17 protein-coding genes and 2 pseudogenes are annotated in these 20,621 nt (G+C 76.2%); 9 read left to right on the top strand and 10 right to left on the bottom strand.

All coding sequences use genetic code 11. The annotated features are described in order from the left end of the window. Window positions 1–246 precede the first annotated feature (246 nt). Window positions 247–1,938, top strand: a complete 1,692-nt coding sequence (locus QMQ26_RS04910) for a PP2C family protein-serine/threonine phosphatase (protein WP_282204877.1) — start codon at window positions 247–249, stop codon at window positions 1,936–1,938. Window positions 1,939–2,011: 73 nt separating this feature from the next. Here the strand turns inward: QMQ26_RS04910 and QMQ26_RS04905 are convergent, their stop codons facing one another. Then, entirely contained in the window at window positions 2,012–2,875 is an 864-nt protein-coding gene (locus QMQ26_RS04905) for a universal stress protein (RefSeq protein ID WP_282204876.1), read from the bottom strand. Between the two features lie 320 nt (window positions 2,876–3,195). Here QMQ26_RS04905 and QMQ26_RS04900 point away from each other — a divergent pair, with 320 nt between their 5' ends. The 3 genes and pseudogenes from QMQ26_RS04900 to QMQ26_RS04890 all read left to right on the top strand — a co-directional run bounded on the left by QMQ26_RS04900 (window position 3,196) and on the right by QMQ26_RS04890 (window position 7,031). Further along, entirely contained in the window at window positions 3,196–3,705 is a 510-nt protein-coding gene (locus QMQ26_RS04900; protein WP_282204875.1) for a pyridoxamine 5'-phosphate oxidase family protein, read from the top strand. Window positions 3,706–4,240: 535 nt separating this feature from the next. After that, window positions 4,241–6,459, top strand: a pseudogene (locus QMQ26_RS04895) (NADP-dependent isocitrate dehydrogenase). Between the two features lie 101 nt (window positions 6,460–6,560). Then, entirely contained in the window at window positions 6,561–7,031 is a 471-nt protein-coding gene (locus QMQ26_RS04890) for an NUDIX hydrolase (RefSeq protein WP_100835035.1), read from the top strand. 42 nt (window positions 7,032–7,073) lie between these two features. On the opposite strand, the gene QMQ26_RS04885 is transcribed toward QMQ26_RS04890, so the two are convergent. Both QMQ26_RS04885 and QMQ26_RS04880 read right to left on the bottom strand, forming a co-directional pair. Beyond that, window positions 7,074–7,610, bottom strand: a complete 537-nt coding sequence (locus tag QMQ26_RS04885) for a GNAT family N-acetyltransferase (RefSeq protein ID WP_282204874.1) — start codon at window positions 7,608–7,610, stop codon at window positions 7,074–7,076. Window positions 7,611–7,688: 78 nt separating this feature from the next. Continuing rightward, entirely contained in the window at window positions 7,689–8,126 is a 438-nt protein-coding gene (locus QMQ26_RS04880; RefSeq protein ID WP_282204873.1) for a GNAT family N-acetyltransferase, read from the bottom strand. Between the two features lie 196 nt (window positions 8,127–8,322). Between QMQ26_RS04880 and QMQ26_RS04875 the strand changes: the two genes are divergently transcribed. Further along, complete coding sequence (locus tag QMQ26_RS04875) at window positions 8,323–9,483, top strand: FAD-dependent oxidoreductase (protein ID WP_282204872.1); 1,161 nt, start codon at window positions 8,323–8,325, stop codon at window positions 9,481–9,483. Between the two features lie 42 nt (window positions 9,484–9,525). Here QMQ26_RS04875 and QMQ26_RS04870 read toward each other — a convergent pair whose 3' ends face one another. Then, window positions 9,526–9,882: a hypothetical protein gene (locus QMQ26_RS04870; RefSeq protein WP_282206726.1), complete on the bottom strand. Its 357-nt coding sequence runs from the start codon at window positions 9,880–9,882 to the stop codon at window positions 9,526–9,528. A gap of 12 nt (window positions 9,883–9,894) precedes the next feature. Next, complete coding sequence (locus tag QMQ26_RS38135; RefSeq protein ID WP_404814067.1) at window positions 9,895–10,236, bottom strand: hypothetical protein; 342 nt, start codon at window positions 10,234–10,236, stop codon at window positions 9,895–9,897. Between the two features lie 498 nt (window positions 10,237–10,734). On the opposite strand from QMQ26_RS38135, the gene QMQ26_RS04860 reads away from it, so the two are divergent. Beyond that, entirely contained in the window at window positions 10,735–11,334 is a 600-nt protein-coding gene (locus tag QMQ26_RS04860) for a ricin-type beta-trefoil lectin domain protein (protein WP_282206421.1), read from the top strand. A gap of 175 nt (window positions 11,335–11,509) precedes the next feature. Further along, entirely contained in the window at window positions 11,510–12,298 is a 789-nt protein-coding gene (locus QMQ26_RS04855) for a TetR/AcrR family transcriptional regulator (protein WP_282206420.1), read from the top strand. 59 nt (window positions 12,299–12,357) lie between these two features. Here the strand turns inward: QMQ26_RS04855 and QMQ26_RS04850 are convergent, their stop codons facing one another. Then, window positions 12,358–14,109, bottom strand: coding sequence for a cation:proton antiporter (locus QMQ26_RS04850; protein WP_282204871.1), 1,752 nt, complete (start codon window positions 14,107–14,109; stop codon window positions 12,358–12,360). Window positions 14,110–14,302: 193 nt separating this feature from the next. Between QMQ26_RS04850 and QMQ26_RS04845 the strand changes: the two genes are divergently transcribed. Continuing rightward, on the top strand, window positions 14,303–16,702 hold the full coding sequence (locus QMQ26_RS04845) for a hypothetical protein (protein ID WP_282204870.1): 2,400 nt from the start codon (window positions 14,303–14,305) through the stop codon (window positions 16,700–16,702). Between the two features lie 53 nt (window positions 16,703–16,755). Here QMQ26_RS04845 and QMQ26_RS37335 read toward each other — a convergent pair whose 3' ends face one another. Beyond that, window positions 16,756–17,112 carry an SbtR family transcriptional regulator gene (locus QMQ26_RS37335; RefSeq protein WP_318552199.1) on the bottom strand — a complete coding sequence of 119 codons (357 nt, stop codon included), beginning with the start codon at window positions 17,110–17,112 and terminating at the stop codon, window positions 16,756–16,758. Between the two features lie 366 nt (window positions 17,113–17,478). Here QMQ26_RS37335 and QMQ26_RS04835 point away from each other — a divergent pair. After that, window positions 17,479–18,410, top strand: a pseudogene (locus QMQ26_RS04835) (aldo/keto reductase). 80 nt (window positions 18,411–18,490) lie between these two features. Here the strand turns inward: QMQ26_RS04835 and QMQ26_RS37330 are convergent. The 3 genes from QMQ26_RS37330 to QMQ26_RS04820 all read right to left on the bottom strand — a co-directional run bounded on the left by QMQ26_RS37330 (window position 18,491) and on the right by QMQ26_RS04820 (window position 20,404). Further along, entirely contained in the window at window positions 18,491–19,159 is a 669-nt protein-coding gene (locus QMQ26_RS37330) for a hypothetical protein (RefSeq protein ID WP_318552198.1), read from the bottom strand. Window positions 19,160–19,656: 497 nt separating this feature from the next. Further along, window positions 19,657–19,983 (bottom strand): deoxyxylulose-5-phosphate synthase, encoded by a 327-nt coding sequence (locus QMQ26_RS04825; RefSeq protein WP_100835025.1) that lies wholly within the window; start codon window positions 19,981–19,983, stop codon window positions 19,657–19,659. A 118-nt stretch (window positions 19,984–20,101) separates the two neighbouring features. Then, the gene (locus QMQ26_RS04820; protein WP_318552197.1) at window positions 20,102–20,404 is read right to left on the bottom strand and encodes a MarR family winged helix-turn-helix transcriptional regulator; all 303 of its coding nucleotides are present in this window, start codon (window positions 20,402–20,404) and stop codon (window positions 20,102–20,104) included. Between the last annotated feature and the right edge of the window lie 217 nt (window positions 20,405–20,621).

The following is a 20,621-nucleotide window of genomic DNA, read 5'->3' as shown; positions in this document are numbered from 1 at the left end:
GGAGAACGGGGCGGGCTCCGTCCGCGGAGGAGCCGTCGAACGCCTCGCACCGCCGACCACCCCCGCCGCGCCGGTGCCCGCGCCCGGGGTGACGCCGCCCCGGCCCGCCGGAGACCGCCCGGGACCGGGGCACCGGCCCCCGGCGGACCGGCCCGCCCCGCGGCTCACCCGTCCGGTCCGCCGAGGTCGCCGCCCGGCCGGGCCGCCGGAAAAGTGGCGGAGAACGCCGAGCGGAGAGGGGCTGCCGTGTACGGGCGACCGCAGCGGGCCGATGGGGGCGAGGCCCTGCGCCGCACCGTCGAGCGGCTGCGCGAGGAGCAACGCCGGGCCGCGCCCGCCGAGCCGTCCGGGCCGCCGCCGGTCGTCCCGGACGCCGCGCTCGACCCGGAGCTGGCCCGCCCGCCGGACCGCGACCTGCACCACCTGCTGGACGCCCTCCCGCAGGCCGCGGTACTGGCCGAGCCGGTGCTCGACGGGGCGGGCGACGTCCGCGACCTCGCCGCGGTGATCGTCAACGAGGCCGTGCTCCGACACCCGCACCACCCCGGCCAGGCGCACCGGCAGGCCGCCGAGGAGGGGCGCGGCGTCTCGCTGCGCGAGGCGTACCCGGGGCTGTGGAGCGCGGCGTTCGCGGACACCGTCGGCGAGGTGCTGCGCACGGGGCACGCGGCCCGCTCGGTGCCGGTGCGGCGGCGCTACCCGGCGTCCGACGGCAGCACCCGCACCCGCCGCGAGCACGTCACCGCGCACCGGCTGGGCCGGCGGCTGCTGCTGGTGTGGCCCGACGACCGGACCGAGGAGATCGCCCGCGCCGCGCAGCGGATCGCCCGGGTCGGCTGGGCCGAGTGGGACCTGCACGAGGACCGGCTGGACGTCTCGCCCGGCCTGGCCGTCCTGCTCGGCCTGCCCCCCGACACCGCCGCCCTGCCCCCGGGCCGGGCGCTGCGCCGGGTCACCGAGACCGCCCGCCCCGCCCTCTACCGCGAGCTCGACCGGCTGCTGGCCACCGGCGAGGACATCGACGTGCTGACCGAGCTGTACGGGTCCGGCCGGCCGCGCCGGGTCCGGCTGGTGGCCGAGGCGGTGCGCGAGGACGGCGGGCCGATCGAGGGCCTGCGGGTGGTGCTCCAGGACGTCACCGAACTGTGGGAGAGCCGGCGGCGGCTGCGCGAGCAGCAGGAGGAGACCGAGCGCCAGGCCCGCCGCGCCGACACCGAGCACTACGTGGTGCAGCGCCTCCAGGAGGCCCTGCAACCGCGCTCCGCGGCCCTGGTCGGGGTCGGCGTCAGCACCGCGGTGGCCTACCGCCCGGCCGAGGGCGGGGTCGGCGGCGACTGGTTCAAGGTCCGTCAACTCCCGGACGGAAAAGTGCTGTTGGCGGTCGGCGACGCGCGCGGGCACGGCCTGGACGCGGTCGCCCTGATGTCGACGCTGCGGCACGCGCTGGCCGGACTGGCGTTCACCGGCGCGCTGGTCGAGTCGCTCGGCGGCTGGCTCAACCGGATCGCCTGCGACGAGGGCGACGAGGCCACCGCCACCGCGATCGTCTCCCGCTACTACCCCCACCGGCGCCTGCTGCGCTGGATCTGCGCCGGCCACCCCCCGCCGGTGCTGCTGCGCGACGGCCGGGCCGCCCCGATGAACCCCGAGACCGGCCCGCCGCTGGGCGTGCTGCCCGACGTCTCCTACCGGGCGGTGGAGACCCGCGTCCGCCCCGGTGACACCGTCCTGCTGTACACCGACGGCCTGATCGAGCGCCGCGACCAGGACATCGACGCCCGCCTCGCCGCACTCTGCGCGGCCGTCCACCGGCACGCCACCGAGGACTGCGCGACCGGACCGGACCTCCAGGAACTGGTGGACGCCGTGGTGCGCGACATGTCCGGCCCGCTGTCGGAGGACGACGCGACGCTGCTGGCCTTCCGCTTCGACCGCTGAGCGCCGGGGGCGCGGGGCACGGGGACGTCGGGGGCTCAGCGGCCGGGGCCGGCCGGGACCGGTGGGCGCGGGGTCAGTCGTGCGGTATCACCGCGACCGGGGCCTGCGCGTGGTGGATCACCGCGTGGGCCACCGAGCCGAGCTTGCTGCCCAGGCCCAGGGTGCGCCGACGGCGACCGACCACCACCAGGTCCGACTGCTCGGACGCCTCGACCAGGGCCGCCGCGCCGCCACCGGTGCGGACGTCCTCCAGCACCAGCGTGCGCGGGTACTTCCCCCGCCACGGGGCGACCGCCTCGGCGACCATGCCGACCGCCAGCGCGCCCAGCTCCTGCTGCTCGGTCTCGACCGGGACCCACCCGGCGTACCCGTAGGCCGGCGGCAGCTCCCAGCCGTGCACCACCCGTACCCGGGCGCCGCGCAGCCGGGCCGCCTCGAAGGCGAACTCCAGGACGGCGTCGTTCGGTTCGAGCGCGTCCAGGCCGACGGTGACCTCCGGCTCGTGCCGCTCGGGCTCCGGCCGGCCCTCGCGGACCAGCACCACCGGCGCCGCCGAGCGGCCCGCCACGCCCAGGCTGACCGAGCCGACCAGCAGCCCGCGGAAGCCGCCCAGCCCGCGGGTGCCGATCACCAGCAGGTCCCCCTGCTCGGCGGCGGCGGTCAGCCCGTCGACCGCGGCGTCCGGCACCAGCTCGCCGGAGACCTCCAGGCCCGGGTACGCGGCGGTCAGCTCCCGGGCGACGTCGTCCAGCATCGCCCGCCCGCCGCCCTCCAGGTCCTCGGCCCCGACCCGGTCGTCGGCCTTGCGGCCCTGGTACGGCCAGGCGTGCAGCAGCCGCAGCGGCGCACCCCGGCGGCCGGCCTCCTGGGCGGCCCAGTGCGCGGCGGCACGGCTGCGGACGGACGCATCGACTGCGGCGAGAACGGGACGAGTCATGGCAGTGCCTTCCCTGTGCGAATCCCCGTGGGCCCCCATCGCCCGACACCGGGGTCGCGGCCCACTCTGCTCCGGCCCGTCGGGGCCCGCCAGGGCCGGCGGGCCCGGCCGCCCGGGGCCGTTGGTCCCGGGCCCGCCCCCCGGGGCCCCTTCGCCCCTCCGCCTCGGCGCTCCGGCGGCGAAGACAGGTCCAAGGCCCCTGCCGGGCCGGGCCCGGGTCACGGACCATGGGGGTACCGGCCGGACGCGGTACCAGGCGCCGGGAGCCACCCGTCCCGCGCGCACCGGCCCGGACCGACGATCCACGGGAGGTGACCGGAGTGACCACCGACCACGCGGCTCCGACCGCGCTCGCCCGCCGCTTCGCCGACCGCCTCGCCGACCTCGGGCTCACCGAGGCGCAGGCAGCCGCACGGGCCGGCATGTCGACGGCGTACCTGCACCGGGTCCTGGAACTCGGACCCGACTTCGACCCGCTCGCGCTGCTGCGGCTGGCCGCCGTCCTCGGCCTGGAGTACGAGGAGCTGGTGGCCGGCCGACCCGCCGAACGGGTCGGCCGTCCGGCCGGCCCCGTGCTGGTCGGACCGCCCGTCCTGGGCGAACTCGACGTCGCCGAGTGCTGGCGGCGCCTGGGCGCCAACGGCCTGGGCCGGATCGCCCGCACCGGCCCGGACGGCCCCGTGGTGCGCCCCGTCGGCTACCTGGTGCACGGCCGCACCGTCCTCTACCGCACCACCGAGCACGGCCCGCTGGCCCCCGGGCGGGCGGCGACGCCGCGTTCGAGGTGGACCGCGCCGACGGGGACCTGCGCGAGGGCTGGAGCGTGCTGATGGTCGGCCCGCTCGAGTACGTCACCGAACCGGCCCTGCTCGCCGAACTGCCCCGGCCCGCCGGACACGGCCGCTGGGTGCGGCTGACCCCGACCACCGTCACCGGGCGGAGCATCCGGACGGCCGACGCCCCGGGAACTGAGCCCCCGGGCGCGGGCGGCGGACCGGAGGCGGACCGGCCCGGGCGGTGGCGCTGGGGACGGCCACCGCCCGGACCGGCTACCCGCCTGTGCGGGCGGAGAGGAGTCCGTCCCGGCACGATCGCGCCCCGGCACCGGATCGACGCCCCCGCCACATCGGGAGGAATCCGGCACCCCCGTGGAGCGCGGGGTTCCCCTGAACACCGCCTACCGTAGCCCCGGCCCGGCACGACGACTTGGCACCGCGTCGACACCCGCTTGGCACCGCGTCCACCCCGGCCCGGCGCCTGCCCGCCGCGCCCGGGTCGCCGCCGGTCGGGGGGTTGGTTGCGGAGATCCCCCCGGGACGAGATATCTTGACGTCAAGACGTTCAGACGTGGAAGCTGGAGCTACGGTGACTGACTCGACCATCATCTACACCCACACGGACGAGGCCCCCGCCCTCGCCACGTACTCGTTCCTGCCGGTCGTCCAGGCGTACGCCGCCACCGCCGGTGTGAGCGTGGAGACCCGCGACATCTCGCTGGCCGGTCGGATCATCGCCGTCTTCCCGGAGTACCTCCAGGAGGACCAGCGCATCGCGGACGCCCTCACCGAGCTGGGCGAGCTGGCCAAGACCCCCGGCGCCAACATCATCAAGCTGCCGAACATCTCGGCCTCCATCCCGCAGCTCAAGGCTGCCGTCGCCGAGCTCCAGGCCCAGGGCTACGCGCTGCCCGACTACCCGGACGAGCCGAAGACCGACGAGGAGCGCGACATCCGCGCCCGCTACGACAAGGTCAAGGGCTCCGCCGTCAACCCGGTGCTGCGCGAGGGCAACTCCGACCGCCGCGCCCCGCTGTCGGTCAAGAACTACGCCAAGACCCACCCGCACCGGATGGGCGCCTGGTCGGCCGACTCCAGGACCAACGTCGCCACCATGGGCGTCGACGACTTCCGCTCCACCGAGAAGTCCACCGTGATCGACGCCGACGGCGCGCTGCGCATCGAGCTGGTCGCCGAGGACGGCACCGTCACCGTGCTGCGCGAGAAGGTCCCGGTGCTGGCCGGCGAGGTGGTCGACGCCTCCGTGATGCGCGCCGCCGCGCTCAACGAGTTCCTGGCCGCGCAGGTCGCCCGGGCCAAGGCCGAGGGCGTGCTGTTCTCGGTGCACCTCAAGGCCACCATGATGAAGGTCTCCGACCCGATCCTGTTCGGCCACGTGGTGCGCGCCTTCTTCCCGAAGACCTTCGCCGCGTTCGGCGCCGACCTGGCCGCCGCCGGCCTCAACCCGAACAACGGCCTCGGCGGCATCCTGGCCGGCCTGGACAAGCTCCCCAACGGCGCCGAGATCAAGGCCTCCTTCGACGCCGAGATCGCCGACGGCCCGGCCCTGGCCATGGTCGACTCCGACAAGGGCATCACCAACCTGCACGTCCCCAGCGACGTCATCGTGGACGCCTCGATGCCGGCCATGATCCGCACCTCCGGCCACATGTGGGGCCCGGACGGCAAGGAGGCCGACACCCTGGCGGTTCTGCCCGACAGCTCCTACGCGGGCGTCTACCAGGCCGTCATCGAGGACTGCCGCGCCCACGGCGCCCTCGACCCGGCCACCATCGGCTCCGTCCGAACGTCGGCCTGATGGCCCAGGCCGCCGAGGAGTACGGCAGCCACGACAAGACCTTCGAGATCGGCGCCGCCGGCACCGTCCGCCTGGTCGACGCGAACGGCGAGACCGTCCTGGAGCAGGCCGTCCAGGCCGGTGACGTCTTCCGCGCCTGCCAGACCAAGGACCTGCCGATCCAGGACTGGGTCAAGCTGGCCGTCACCCGCGCCCGCGCTACCGGCGACCCGGCCGTGTTCTGGCTGGACGCCGAGCGCGCCCACGACGCCGTGCTGATCGAGAAGGTCAAGGCGTACCTGCCCGAGCACGACACCGAGGGCCTGGACATCCGGGTGCTCTCCCCGGTCGAGGCCACCAAGCTCTCGCTGGAGCGCATCCGCCGCGGCGAGAACACCATCTCGGTCACCGGCAACGTGCTGCGCGACTACCTGACCGACCTGTTCCCGATCCTGGAGCTGGGCACCAGCGCCAAGATGCTGTCGGTCGTCCCGCTGATGGCGGGCGGCGGCCTGTTCGAGACCGGCGCCGGCGGCTCCGCCCCGAAGCACGTCCAGCAGCTGGTCAAGGAGAACTACCTGCGCTGGGACTCGCTCGGCGAGTTCTTCGCGCTGGCCGCCTCCTTCGAGCACCTGGCCGGCACCACCGGCAACGCCGGCGCCAAGGTCCTCGCCGACACCCTGGACCGCGCCACCGGCACCTTCCTCAACGAGGACAAGTCGCCCTCGCGCCGCCTCGGCGGCATCGACAACCGCGGCAGCCACTTCTACCTGGCCCTGTACTGGGCCCAGGAGCTGGCCGCCCAGACCGAGGACGCCGCGCTGGCCGCCGCGTTCGCCCCGCTTGCCGCGACCCTGGCCGACCAGGAGCAGGCCATCGTCGACGAGCTGATCGCCGTCCAGGGCCAGCCCGCCGAGCTCGGCGGCTACTACCAGCCCGACCCGGCCAAGGCCGCCGCCGTGATGCGCCCGTCGAAGACCCTCAACGACGCGCTCGCCACCCTGGCCTGACGCTCCGTCAGGCAGCCCGGACGCCGTCGCGCACCGCCCTCCGGGGCGGGGCGCGGCGGCGTTCCGCGCTCCCCGGGCGGGCGCGCACTACAGTGCCCGGTATGCCCACCCCGCCATTCATCCTGGACCTGCGCGAACACGTCGGCCACGGCCCGCTCTGGCTCTCCGGCATCACCGCGGTGGTGGTCGAGGACGGCCGCATCCTGCTCAACCGCCGCTCCGACACCGGCCGTTGGGCCCTGCTGCACGGCATCGTCGAACCGGGCGAGCAGCCCGCCGACACCGTGGTCCGCGAGGTGCGGGAGGAGACCGGCGTCACCGTCCGCCCCGAGCGGATCACCAGCGTCCTCACCCTGCCCGCCTTCGCCTGCGCCAACGGCGACCGCGTCCAGTACCTGGACCTCGCCTTCCGCTGCCGCCCGCTGTCCGGCGAGGCCACCGTCAACGACGACGAGTCCCTCGCCGTCGCCTGGTTCCCCCTCGACGCCCTCCCCCCGCTGGCCCCCAACGACACCCTCCTCCTGGAGAAGGCCCTCACCGACCACCCCGCCCCCTGGTTCGCCCTGGGCTGATCGCGTCGACTCCGTTGCCGCGCACGGCTGCCGGGGTGGGGGTCAGTGCGGGTGGCGGACGCCGAACCACTGTTCGGCGCCGTACTCGTGGAAGCGTTCGACCTCGGTGAAGCCGAGGCGTCGGGCGACGCGGAGGGAGGGGGTGTTGGCCGTCCGGGTGGAGAGGACGACGGGTTCGCCGGGGAGGGCGGTGGCCAGCCAGTCGAGGGCGGCGGTGGCGGCTTCGGTGGCGTAGCCGCGGCCCCAGGCGTGCGGGAGGAAGAGGTAGCCGAGTTCGCGTTCGCCGCCCTCGGGGCGCAGGTGGCCAGGGCGTTCGCGGTCGCGCGGGTCGAGTGTGACCAGGCCGATCATCGCGCCGTCCAGGTCGACCACCAGCAGGCCGGGGCGGCCCCGGGGGACGTCGGGCAGGGTGCGTTCGAACTCCTCGCGCGGGCGGGCGCCGCCGATGTGGGTGCCGACCTCGGGGGAGGTGAACAGCTCGACGATCGCGGGCCGGTCGCCGGGCAGCGGCTCGCGCAGCAGCAGGCGGGCGGTCCGGATCGGGGCGGGCGGCCAGGGCAGCGGCGGGGCTTCGGTCATGCCCGTCAACGTATCGTGCACGGCCGATGTCCGGTCAAGGGGCGGCCGGGCCGCGGTGCGGGCGGTGCCGACGGGTCGTCAGGGGGCGTCAGGGGCGTCCAGGTCGCGGCGCCAGGCGACCTCGGTGGCCAGCGAGCCGTCCGCGAGGTACCGGCGGACCTGCGGGGCGCCGGCGAGGGCGGCGGCGGCCTCCGGGACGGGCACCTCGCGGAAGCCCATGTGCTGCCAGAAGGAGCCCGCGTCGGTGGAGAACAGGTAGACCCGGCGGATGCCGCCGGCGGTGGCCTCGGCGAGGACGTCCTCGACCAGACGGCGGCCGGCCCCGTGGCCGCGCCGGTCCGGGCGGACGGCGACGCTGCGCAACAGGGCGGCCGGCCGGGCGAGTTCCAGGGCGGCGCTGGCGATCGGCCCGTTGGCGTCGCGGGTGGTCCACAGCAGGGTGTCGGGGTCGTCCAGGCCGTGCGGGTCGAGTCCCTGGGCGTGCAGGAAAGCGGAGATGTCGGGGGCGGTGGTCACCGAGCGGGGTCCTTCCGGTGCGTGCAGTGGCCGGGGCGGCGGTGGGAACGGTACCCGAGGGCTGTTACGCAGAGTGACGCGTCACCGTGTCAGGCGTGTGAACCCTGCACGGCGAACTTGTTCGTCACGAACGTGTTCGTTACGCTCGAAGGGCAGCCACCGGACGAACCCACCGGACGAACCCGAGGAGCCCGCCGTGACCACCACCACCCACCACGCCACCGGCCACACCGACCACCACCCCCTCGCCGTCCTGGGCGGCGGCCTCGGCGGCCTCACCCTGGCCCGGGTCCTGCACGTGCACGGCATCCCCGCCGCCGTCTTCGACCTCGAACCCGACGCCGCCGCCCGCACCCAGGGCGGCATGCTCGACATCCACCACGACTCCGGCCAGCCCGCGCTCGAGGCCGCCGGGCTGCACGAGGACTTCCGCCGGATCGTCCACCCCGGCGGCCAGGCCCTGCGCCTGCTCGGCCCCGACGCCACCGTCCACCTCGCCGAGGAGGACGACGGCACCGGCGGCCGCCCCGAGGTGGACCGCGGCGACCTGCGCGACCTGCTGCTCTCCGCGCTGCCCGCCGGCACCGTGCACTGGGGCCGCAAGGCGGTGGACGTCCGGGCGCTCGACGACGGCCGCCACCGGGTCGAGTTCGCCGACGGCGGCGCGATCACCACCGACCTGCTGGTCGGCGCGGACGGCGCCTGGTCCAAGGTCCGTCCGCTGCTCTCCGACGCCCGGCCCGCCTACACCGGCGTCTCCTTCGTCGAGGCCGACCTGCACGACGCCGCCCGCCGCCACCCCGGCCCCGCCGCCCTGGTCGGCGGCGGGATGTTCATGGCCCTCGGCGGCGGGCGCGGCTTCCTCGGCCACCTGGAGTCCGACGGCAGCATCCACGTCTACGCCGCCGTCCGCACCGACGAGAGCTGGCCGCCCGCCGCCGGGCCGGCCGCGCTCCGCGAGGCCGCGCTCGCCGCCTTCGACGGCTGGAGCGAGCGGCTGCGCGCCCTGCTCGCCGACGCCGACGGGGAGTTGACGCTGCGGCGCATCCACGCGCTGCCGGTCGGCCACCGCTGGGAGCGCCGCCCCGGCGTCACCCTGCTCGGCGACGCCGCCCACCTGATGTCCCCGTTCGCGGGCGAGGGCGCCAACCTCGCCATGCAGGACGGCGCCGAGCTCGGCCTCGCGCTGGCCGCCCGCCCCGGCGACCCGGAGGCCGCCCTGGACGCCTACGAGCAGGCCATGTTCGCCCGCGCCGAAGCCTCCGCCGCCGAGTCCGCCGCCAGTCTGGAGCTGATGTTCGGCCCCGACCCGGTCGCCGGGATGCTCGCCATGTTCACGGGGGCCGTCGAGGAGTGAACGCCGGCCGGGTCGGGGTGGACGCGGAGTCGCCGAAAGCCTTCAGAAGGTAAACGTTGTAGCGGAGTTCGAAGCGGAATGCGTCCACCTTCTTGTCGAGCACGCGACTGATCGCCATGCTGCATACATGACATCCCTGAGTGCACGGCCGATGCGCCGCGCGTGGAAGAGAGCGCTCTCATTGCTGCCCGTCGTCGCGCTCACGGTGGCCGCCACCGTCACCGCGACGACGGACACCGCCGTCGCGGCCCCCGCGCCGCCGTCCGGTTTCTCGCTCACCTGGAGCGACGACTTCAACGGCGCGTCCGGAACGGGCATCGACCAGAGCCTGTGGAAGTACGACACCGGGCCGGGCAGCAACTTCGGCACCGGCGAGATCGAGACCATGACCAGCAGCACCTCCAACGTCTACTACGACGGCCAGGGCCACCTGGTGCTCCAGGCGCTGCACTCCGGCTCCGACCCGCGCGCCGGCTGGACCTCCGGCCGGGTGGAGACCCAGTCGGCGTCCTTCGGCGCCCCGGCGGGCGGGGTGGTGCGGATGGAGTCCGTCCTCCAGCAGCCCAACGTCAACACCTCCAACGGCGCCGGGTACTGGCCGGCGTTCTGGATGCTCGGCGCGCCGCTGCGCGACGGGGTGACCTGGCCGAAGTCCGGCGAGATCGACATCATGGAGGACATCAACGGCCGCAGCTCCGTCTTCAGCACGATCCACTGCGGGGTGAACCCGGGCGGCCCGTGCAACGAGTCCACCGGCATCGGCTCCGGCGAGCGCGCCTGTCCGGGCTGCCAGACCGGCTTCCACGACTACGCGGTGGAGATCGACCGCTCGGTGTCGCCCGAGCAGATCCGGTTCTACCTGGACGGCGGCAACTTCTACACCGTCAACGCCAACCAGGTGGACGCCACGACCTGGGCCAACGCGGTCGACCACCCGTTCTTCATCATCTACGACCTGGCGATCGGCGGCGGCTTCCCGGACGCCTTCGGCGGCGGCCCGAACGCGGCCACCGTCTCGGGCGGCAAGCTGATCATCGACTCGGTCGCCGTCTACAACAAGGGCCCGGGCTCCGGGGGCGGCGGCGGCACGGTCTCCGGCCAGGCCATCACCGGCCCCGGCGGCAAGTGCGTGGACGTGGCGGGCGACGACAACGGCGGCGACGGCACGGCGGTGCAGCTGTGGGACTGCCAGTCCGGCGCCAAGGACCAGCACTGGACCTGGAGCGGCCAGACCCTCCAGACCCTCGGCAAGTGCCTGGACATCGCCGGGGCAGCAGCGCCGCCGGAACGAAGCTCCAACTCGCCACCTGCAACACCAGCGGATACCAGAACTGGGTGCGGCAGAGCGACGGTTCGCTGCGCAACCCGACCAGCGGCCGGTGCATCGACTCGCCGTCGGGCGCCACCGCCAACGGCACCCGGCTCCAGATCTGGGACTGCAACGGCTCCGGCGCCCAGAAGTTCGCCATCGGCGCGCCGATCTACGGGCCCGGCGGCAAGTGCGTGGACGTGGCCGGTGACGACAACGGCGGCGACGGCACGGCGGTGCAGCTGTGGGACTGCCAGTCGGGCGCCAAGGACCAGAAGTGGACCTGGAGCGGCCAGACCCTCCAGACCCTCGGCAAGTGCCTGGACATCGCGGGCGGCAGCAGCGCGGCCGGGACGAAGCTCCAACTCGCCACCTGTAACGGCGGCGGCTACCAGAACTGGGTGGCCAACGGCGACGGTTCGCTGTCGAACCCGACCAGCGGGCGGTGCGTCGACTCCCCGTCGGGCGCCACCGCCAACGGCACCCGGCTCCAGATCTGGGACTGCAACGGCTCCGGCGCCCAGAAGTTCGCCCTGGCCTGAGCATCAGTGTGAGTGGTGGGTGCGGCGGCGCGGGGTCCGTGCCGCCGCACCCGGTGCGGTGCGGCGGGGGGCTGGGGGCTGGTGGGCGGCCTGCTCTGAGAGCGCTTTCAAGGCCGCGTCGACCGCCCCGGCCCGCGCCCCGGGCCCCCGGCGCCGATCATCTATGTTGGTGGCCATGGACGACAGCCCCGCCCCCGCCCCGCGCAGCCGCCGGGAGCGGCCCGCCAAGCCCGCGCTCACCCGGGCCGGCATCGTGACGGCGGCCGTCCGCCTGATGGAGGCCGAAGGGCTCCAGCGGGTCACCATGCGGCGCCTGGCCCAGGAACTCGACACCGGCCCGGCCTCGCTGTACGTCTACGTGGCCAACACGGCCGAACTGCACGCCGCGATCCTGGAGCACCACCTCGGACGGGTCGACCTGGGCGCCGCCGCCGGCACGGGGGCCGCCGAGCCGGGCACCGCCGACGATCCGGGCGCCGCCGCCTGTGCGGGGGCCGCCGAGCCGGGCGCCGCCGACGATCCGAGCACCGCCGACGACCCGGGCCGGGACTGGCGCGGGCGGCTCGCCGCGGTGCTGGAGTCCTACACCACCGTGCTGCTCGAACACCCGGCGCTGGCCCACTCCGCGCTGCTCGCCCGCCCCGCCGGGCCGCACTACCTGGCACTGGTGGAGACCCTGCTGGCCCTGCTGGAGGAGGGCGGCGTCCCCGCCGGGCAGGCCGCCTGGGGCGTCGACGCCCTGCTCCAGGTGGCCACCGCCACCGCCGCCGAGCACTCCGCCCGCACCGGCGCGGCGGCCGAGGCCGAGCACGGCGCGATGGTCCGCGCCCTGCGCGAGGCCGACCCGTCCCGCTACCCGAAGGTGGCCGCGACCGCCGGGGACCTGGTCTCCGGCCGCCCCACCGAACGGCTCGCCTGGACGTTCCGGATGCTGATCAACGGGGTGGCCGCCACGCCGCGCTGACGTCCTGTATCCCGTCGGGGGCGGGCGGGCGGGCGGGCGGGTGGGCGGGTGGCGGGCGGTCAGGACGGGCCGAGGACGATCCGTTCGGTGACCCGGTCGCGGCGGGGCGGGGCACCGTGCGGGGTGGCCGGGTGCAGGTGGCCGGCTCGGTCGAGGGTGAACAGCAGGTCGTGGCCGGGCGGCAGTTCGCCGTCGGCGGGGCGGCGCAGGATGCGGGCTCCGGCGGCGTGCCGGCGGGCCAGTTCGGGGCCGGTCAGCGCGGCCGGGAGGACCGTCGCGGCAGGCGGGCCGCCGACCGCGCCGGGGCCGGGCGCGGTGGCGGGCAGCCGGAACACCGGCAGTTCGGACACCTCGTGCAGGACGGCCGCCGCCAGCGCGTTGAACTCGTCCTCGGCGGTCAGCAGGTACACCGCGGTGACGCCCTCCCGCTCGGCGCCCTCGCCGCTCGCGGCGGCCAGCAGCTCGCCGTCGGCGAGTTCGAGCCCGGCGGCCGAGATCCGGGCCCGCTGCTCGTCCCGTCCGGCCCACAGCAGCACGTCCAGCCCGGCCGAGCGGAGCACGGCGGCCAGCTCGACCGTCCACGGCTCGCCGCCCACCAGCAGCGGGCGGGAGCGGGCCGGGCGGGTCACCCGCAGCAGCCGGGCCACCGGGACGGCGCTCAGGCCGTACAGCGTGACGGTGAACACGATCACCAGGAAGGTGGCCGGGAGGATCTTCTCCGCGCCGCCGACGCCCGCCGCGGCCAGACCGGTGGAGAAGGTCGCGGCGGTGGAGGCGGCGACGATGCCGCGCGGGGCCATCCAGCCCAGGAACGCCCGTTCGCCCTCCGCCAGGTCCGTCCCCGCCGTGGACAGCGCCGCGACCACCGGCCGCACCACGACCGCCAGCACCGCGACCAGCCCGAGCACGGGCAGCAGCACCGGGCGCACCGACGCCCAGGTCACGGTCGAGGAGATCGACACGAACAGCACGCCGACGATCAGCGGAACCAGCGTCTCCAGGAAGATCCGCCGGGCGGGCGGGTCGAAGGCCGGGACGGTGGCGACCACCACGCCCAGCACGATCGCGGCGATCAGCCCGGTGTCGTCGCGCAGCGCGTCGCAGACCGCGGCGACGCCGACCACCACCGCCAACTGGGCGCTGGTGCCCAGGACTTCGTTCAGCCGCGCCCGCACCAGCAGCAGCCACAGCAGGGCCGCGCCGAACAGCCCGCCGAGCAGGCCCAGGCCGACGCTGGCGGCGAACTCCAGCAACCCGGCGCCCAGCCGCCGGTGCTGCTCGCTCACCAGCGCGTGGAAGACCAGCGCGCCGAGGATGCCGCCGACCGCGTCGATCAGCGAGCCCTCCCACAGCAGCACGCGCCGCACCCGCTCGGTGGGGCGGACGAAGTCCAGCAGCGGCCCGACCACGGTCGGCCCGGAGACCACCAGGATCGCACCGAGCATCGCCGCCGCCTTCCCCGGGACGCCCAGCAGCGGGGCGGCCGCGAAGGCGGCGGCCGGGGCGGTCAGCAGGGTGCCGACCCACACCAGCCGCACCACCGTGTGCCGGGCGTGGCCGGTCAGTTCGCGCAGGTCCAGGCCGAGCCCGGCGTCGTACAGGATGACCGCGACGGCGAGCGAGACCAGCGGCGAGAAGGCCGGACCGAGCAGCCGGTCGGGGTGCACGTCGTCGGTGAGCGCGCCCGCCGCGAAGCCCACCGGCAGCAGCACGATGATCGCCGGGATGCGCAGCCGGGCGGCCAGCAGCTGGGAGGCGACGGCGAGTACCAAGGTCAGTCCGGACCCGATCAGGATCTGCTCAGAGGTCATCCGACCATCCCAAGCCGCCGACCACCGCCCCACCCGCCACGCGCCCGGCGGGTCACCCGTCCGGCCCAGCCCGGCCCGCACCGCCGCTCCCGCGCCGCCGCTCTCGCGCGGTCCGGTCCGGGCTGGGCCGGACGGTCCAGTCCGGGCGGTCCGGTCCGGGCGGATGTCGGAGGCTCCCACGAAGATCACCGCCATGGAACTCCGCACCGTCCTCGCCGGACTCGACGCCCACCCCTGGGCCACCGTCAACCACGCCTACGGCCCGGCCGAGGACCTGCCCGGGCTGCTGCGGGCCTTCGCCGAGGACGGCGCGGACGCCGAGGAGGCGCTGGACGAGCTGTACGGCTCGATCGTCCACCAGGGCACCGTGTACACGGCCAGCGCCGACGCCGCCCCGTACCTCGCCCGGATCGCCGCCTCCGGCCGACGGAGCCTCGACGCGCTCCGGCTGCTCGGCTGCCTCGCCGAGAGCCAGGACGAGTGCGAGGTCGCGCCGGGTGCCGTCCGGGCCGCCGTCGCCGCCCAACTGCCGCTGCTCCTCCCGCTGCTGGCCGACCAGGACGCCGCGGTCCGGCAGGCGGCCGGCTGGACGGTCGGCCACACCCGGGACACCGGTCCCGCGCTGCCCGCCGTCCGGGCCCGGCTGGCCGTCGAGACCCAGCCCGTCGTCCGGGCCGAACTCCTCACCGCGTACGGCCGGTTGGACCGCGCGGGCGCCGCCGCCGAGGCCCGCGCGCTGCTCGGCCCGGACACGCCCGCGCCGCTGCGCCTGGCCGCCGTGTTCGCCGCACTGGACGCGGGGGAGCCGTGGCGCGCCGCGCACCACAGTGCCGTCCTGGGCCTGCTGCCCGCGGCCGGGACGGCCGGGTCCGGTCACACGTACGAGCACCGGGAGCCGCTGCGCGCGATCGTCGGGGCACTGCTGGAACGGGACACCGAGGCCGACCGCGAGAGCGCTCTCGCCCTGCTCGACGCCGCCCTGCGTGACGAGCGTCCCGAGGTGCGGGCCGAGGCCCTGTGGGCGGCCGACCTCGCCTGCGCCCGGTCCCGCAGCGCCCCGCGACGGCTGATCCCCGCGATCGTCCCGCTCGCCGCCGACGCGACGGCCGCCCGCCTGCTGGGCAAGCTCGGCCCGGCCGCCGCCGAGGCCGCCCCGGTCCTCGCCGCACTCGCCGAACCCGCCGCGCGGGCGGACGGCGGGGCGGACGGCAGGGCGGACGACGAGTCGGACGACGAGGCGGCCGACCGGGCGCTGACCGCGCTCGTCCTGGTGGCCCCGTGGACCGCCGCCCCGCTGCTGGCCCGGGCGCTCGGCCGGCGCCCGCGCGCCCTGCGGTGCGCCGCCGGGTCCCACGCCCCGGCCGACACGCCCTTCCCGTTCGACCCCGAGCTGTTCGCCGCGGTCCGCGCCCGCCTGGCCGCCAGGACGCCGGAGCGTCCCGAGCCCTGCGGCTGCCCGCCGACCGGGGACCAGGGCGACACCGCCGGACTGGTCCACCTGCTACGACAGTGGGGCCCGCAGGCCGTCGAGGCGCTGCCCGAACTGTGCGCCGTCCTGCCGCAGTTCCCGTACGCCGCCACCGCGATCACCGCCGTCACCGGGGGCGTCGTGGGCACCGCTGTGGCTGCGGATGCTGCCGCCGGGGGTGTCGTGGACGTTGCCGTCACTGCGGACCTTGCCGTCGGCGCGGATGCCGCCGTCACTGCGGGCGTCGTGGGCAACGCTGCTGCCGCCGTGGACGCTGCCGCCGGGGGCGTCGTGGGCACTGCCGTCGGCGCGGACGCCGCTGTCACCGCCGCCGCGATCGCCGCCGGGCCGCAGTGGCGCGAGCAGGCCGCGACCGCCCTGCGGGCCGGGGCCGGGAAGCTGCTCGTGGCGCAGGCGCTGCACGCGCTGGCCGGTGAGACCGGGCCGCTGTTCACCGCCGTCGAGGCGGCGCTCGTCGGCGGGGCGCGTGACATCGCGGAGGGTGCCCGCGCCGCGGCGGCCCTCGGGTCGGCGGCCGGGCCCCTCGTCCCGGCCCTGCGGGCGGCGCTCGGCCGCGCCGTCGACCGCGACACCGCACGCGACACCACGCCGGAGGTCGACGCCGACCTCGCGCTCGCGCTCGCCCTGTGGCGGATCACCGGGGAGGCGGCCGAGGCCGTCCCGGTGCTGGACGCGGTGTTCGACCGCTGCGAGGGCCGGCGGTGGTTCCACTGGACGGCCGCCCGGGCCGCTCGCGAGATCGCCGTGCTCGGCCCGGCCGGGCGCCCGCTGACCGCCCGGCTCCACGCTCTCCTCGACCATCCGGCCCAGGCGCCCTCGGCCGTCCTCGGGCTGCTCGCGGTCGCCGACCCGGCCGACCTCGACCGCGCCCGGCTCGCCGAGGCGGCGCTGCACTCGGCCGAGACCGGCGCCGACCTCGACACCGCCTGCTACGCGTTGCGGGCCCTGGGCCCCGCCGTCCTGACGCCGCGGCAGCACGACCGGCTGGCCGCACTCGTCACCGACGACCGCCGCCTGGCCGTCTTCGGGGCCGAGGACGCGGTGATCCGCGAGGACGAACAGCTGCGCACCGTGCTCGCGTCCCTCCTCGCCCGGGTCGGCTGAGGTCCTGGTCGGCTGAGGACCGGTTCGTACGGGGAAGCGACCCGGCGGGCCGGTCAGGCGGTGGGACGGAGGGCGTCCGCCACGAGGTCGAGGAGCGGTCCGGTCAGCTCGGGGTCGTTGCCGGCCGTCGTGGAGAGGAAGACGCCCAGGAGCATCATCGTGACCGTCTCGGCCGGCACGTCGTCCCGCAGCGCACCGGACTCCGCACCGGCGTCGAGGATCGCCGCGATCGCCGCCGTGATCCGCTCCCGGGTGGCCGGGGTCGCGATCGCGCCGGAGGCCCAACCGGCCCGCAGGGTCTCGGAGATGCCGCGCTTGGCCGCGAAGAACGCGGCGTAGCGGTCCATCCAGGCGCGCAGCGCCGCGTCGGGCGGGAGCTGGGCGAGCAGGGCGGGCGCGCTGGTGACCACGGCGTCGAGCTCGGTCGCGTAGATGGCCTCGACGAGCGCTTCACGGGTGGGGAAGTGGCGGTAGAGCGTGCCGATGCCGACACCGGCCTCGCGGGCGATGGCGTCGAGGGTGGCCTTGCCGCCGGTCGCGGTGAAGGCGTCCCGGGCGACGGCGAGCAGCCGCTCGCGGTTGCGCTGCGCGTCGGCCCGGGGCGGACGCCCGGGCGCGGGGAGTCGGACCCGGACGGGCCGGCCGCGGAGGAGTCGGAGGCGCGGGGGGCGGGGCGGTCAAAGCGGAGTCCCTCCGGTTAGTGTTGATCGGTGCTACGGTGGCCGGTAACGGAGTCCCTCCGTTTACCTCCATCGTCTCACGGGAGTGACATCGCCATGACCTCCACGGCCCGATCCCCGCAGTTCACCGCCACCGGTGCGGAACGGGCCGGCGGGCCCGGCACGCTCGCGGGCCGCACCGTCTCCCGGGTCGGCTTCGGCGCCATGCAGCTGCGCCGCCTGGACCACGCCGCCTCGGTCGCCCTGCTGCGCACCGCCGCCGAGCTGGGCATCGACCACGTCGACACCGCCCAGTTCTACGGCGCGGGCTCCGCCAACGAGGCGATCGGCGCCGCGTTCACCGCCGAGGACGACGTCCTGGTCGCCAGCAAGGTCGGCGCCGAACCCGCCACCGGCCCGCTCCCGCTGCGGCTGGCCCAGCGCCCCGAACAGCTCCGCGCCGCCGTCGAGGACAACCTCCGCAGCCTCGGCTGGGAGCGGATTCCGCTGGTCAACCTGCGCCGCGCCGGCCACGGCCCGGGGCTGCGCGCCGAGGGCGACCAGGTGGTCGACCTGGACGACCAGCTCGCCGTCCTGACCGAGCTGCGCGACGCGGGCAAGATCGGCGCCCTCGGCCTCAGCAGCGTCGGCGCCGACGAACTGCGCCGGGCCCTCCCGGCGGGCATCGCCTGCGTGCAGAACGCCTACAGCCTGGTGTCGCGCGACGACGAGGACGTCCTGCGGCTCTGCCTCGCCGAGGACGTCGCCTGGGTCCCGTACTTCCCGCTCGGCGGCGCGTACCCCGGCATCCCGAAGGTCGCCGACGAGCCCGCCGTCCTCGCCGCGGCCCGGGCGCTCGGCGCCTCCCCCGCCCAGATCGGCCTGGCCTGGCTGCTCCACCACACCCCCAACACCCTCCTCATCCCCGGCACCGCCGACCCCGACCACCTCCGGGCCAACGCCGAGGCCGGCGCCGTCGTCCTCGACGCCCGACCCTGGCCGCCCTGGACGCCGTCCCCTCGCGCTCCGGCGACATCGCACGCTCCTGACCGGACCCCGCACCCCGAGGAGCGGTCACGGGCGTCGGAGCGGTTCGGCGCGGCCCCGCCACCACCGGTCGCTCACGGGCTCATGAGGGGTGCGCGGCGCCGCGGTACCCGCGCAGTTCGGGGCGACGGATTCCGGGCAGACGGACCAGGGTGTCCCGGAAGGCGCCGCCGTGGGCCTCCAGCGGGTACCGGGGGTGCGGCGGCAGCGGGTAGTCGTCGCGCAGCACACCCGCCGGGAGCGTCCCGCTGGCGGGCACCGGCGAGGTCTCCCCGGTGCCGGTGAGGTACGCCCAGACTCCGCTGTCCAGCGGCACGACCGTCGCCTGCCGGTCGGACGGCCGCCACGGCTCGCCCGTGCCGGGGTGGCGGGGGACGAGCAGGACGTCGGGCCGGGTCCGGGGCACGGGGACGCCCGGGCCGGCCAGTCCCACCGGGCGGGGGTCGGGACCGGAGGGGAGGCGGCGGGCCACGGCGTGGCCGAGCAACGCGGCCACGGGGCCGGCCGGGAGGGTCACCGGGCGGTTCCCGGTGGCCACCACGAGGTGGGCCAGCGCGACGCCGACCGCGGCCTCCCAGCGGCGGCTCCACGACCCGTCGGGTTCGACGGGCGGGACGCGGTGCCCGGCGTGCTCCAGGTCCGCCCAGTCGGGGAGCGGAGCGGTCGGGAGCCCCGAGGGACGGCGGACGACCGCGTCGGGCTCCAGCCACACCGTCTGCCACGAGCCGCAGTCGTCGATCCGGGTCGCCACGGCGCGCCCGCACCCCGTGCAGGCCAGATTGGGCCCGTCCCGGCCGTCCACGCCCCGGCAGTAACCCGCGCACTTCTCCCGGATCAGGGTCGTCGACCGGGAATCACCGGGAGCGATGACGATCTTGCCCCGCGCACCGAAGGGGACGGAGTGCACCGGCGCGTACACCCCTGCCGGGCGGCCGCCTCCTCCCCGACCTCCTCCCACAGCCGCCACGGCGGTCCGGTGGGGAACTGCTCGACGGCGTACGTCGCCGGCTCCATCAGCGGAGGGTGGAGCTCCTCCCAGGCGCCGTAGTGGGTGTGGACGGGGAGGGCGACCCGGGAGACCGGTGCCGTCAGCCCGGTACCGCACCCGGCACACGCGAACACGTCCAAACAAGCTCCTCCGCCCCGGTCCACCGGGATCGTGCTCCGCCCGGCGCCGAGGAGCCGGTGGATTTCGGGGCGGCTGCGGGGCCTCCCGCGCGGCGGGGTGCGCCGGGCCGCAGCCCCCGGTCAGATCACCCGCCGGACGAGGGCCTCGGCCACGGGCTCGCCGGTGCGCCGCGCGTACGCCATCCGCTCCCGCACCTCGCGCGGCGTGCGGGGGCGGTACCCGGGGCCGCCGCAGCAGTCCTTGTGGAAACCCACCCCCGCGTTCAGCAGGACCGCGAGGGTCCGCCAGGCCGCGGTGTCCCGCCGCCGGGGCGCGGCGAAGGCCGACCCCGCGTGGGTCAGCGCCTCCGAGCAGCGCGGGCAGGTCCGCGGCCGTTCCCGGTCGTGGGGCTGCTTGTACGAGGCCCGGCAGGGCAGGCAGACGTACGAGGTCTTCGCGTGGGCCATGCCCGCCAGGGTAGGCGTGGCCCGGGGCGAATTCGACCGGTTATTCCAGGGGGCGGGGACGGGCGGGCCGGGAACGGATCGGCCCGTCCGGGGCGGCCCGTCCCGGCGTTCCGGGGGGTCAGCCCGCCGGGGTGCCGGTGCGGTGGTGTTCGAGGGTGGTGCGCAGGGTGGCGAGGGTGCGGGCGAGGGCGGTGAGGGCGGGGGCGTCCAGGGTGGGGGTGAGGAGTTCGGCCAGGGCCTCGTTGTAGGTCCGTTCGGCCTGGGCGGTCAGTCGTTCGCCCTCGGAGGTGAGGGCCAGCAGGGAGGAGCGGCGGTCGTCGGGGTTCGGGTGCCGGACGGCCCAGCCCTGCTTCTCCAGGCGGTCGACGCCCTTGCTGGTCGCGCCGACGCCGATGGCGAACTCGGCGGCCAGGTCGGCCACCGGCAGCCGGGGTGTTCGCGCAGGTGGTGCAGGAACTCGTACTGCGAGGTGACGATGCCGTGTCGTTCGCGCAGCCGGTCGCCGAGGGCGTTGTAGAGGCGGGTCTCGCACCGGATCAGGTCGGCGAAGAGCGCGGGGAGGTCCGGGAGTTCGGGGGGTTCGGGGAGTTCCGGACGGCGGCGGGGTCGGGGGAGTCCGCGGGGAAATCCGTCGCGGT

Origin of the sequence: Kitasatospora fiedleri (genome assembly GCF_948472415.1) — a bacterium.
Classification (GTDB): domain Bacteria; phylum Actinomycetota; class Actinomycetes; order Streptomycetales; family Streptomycetaceae; genus Kitasatospora; species Kitasatospora fiedleri.
This window is presented reverse-complemented; position numbering and strand designations above follow the sequence as displayed.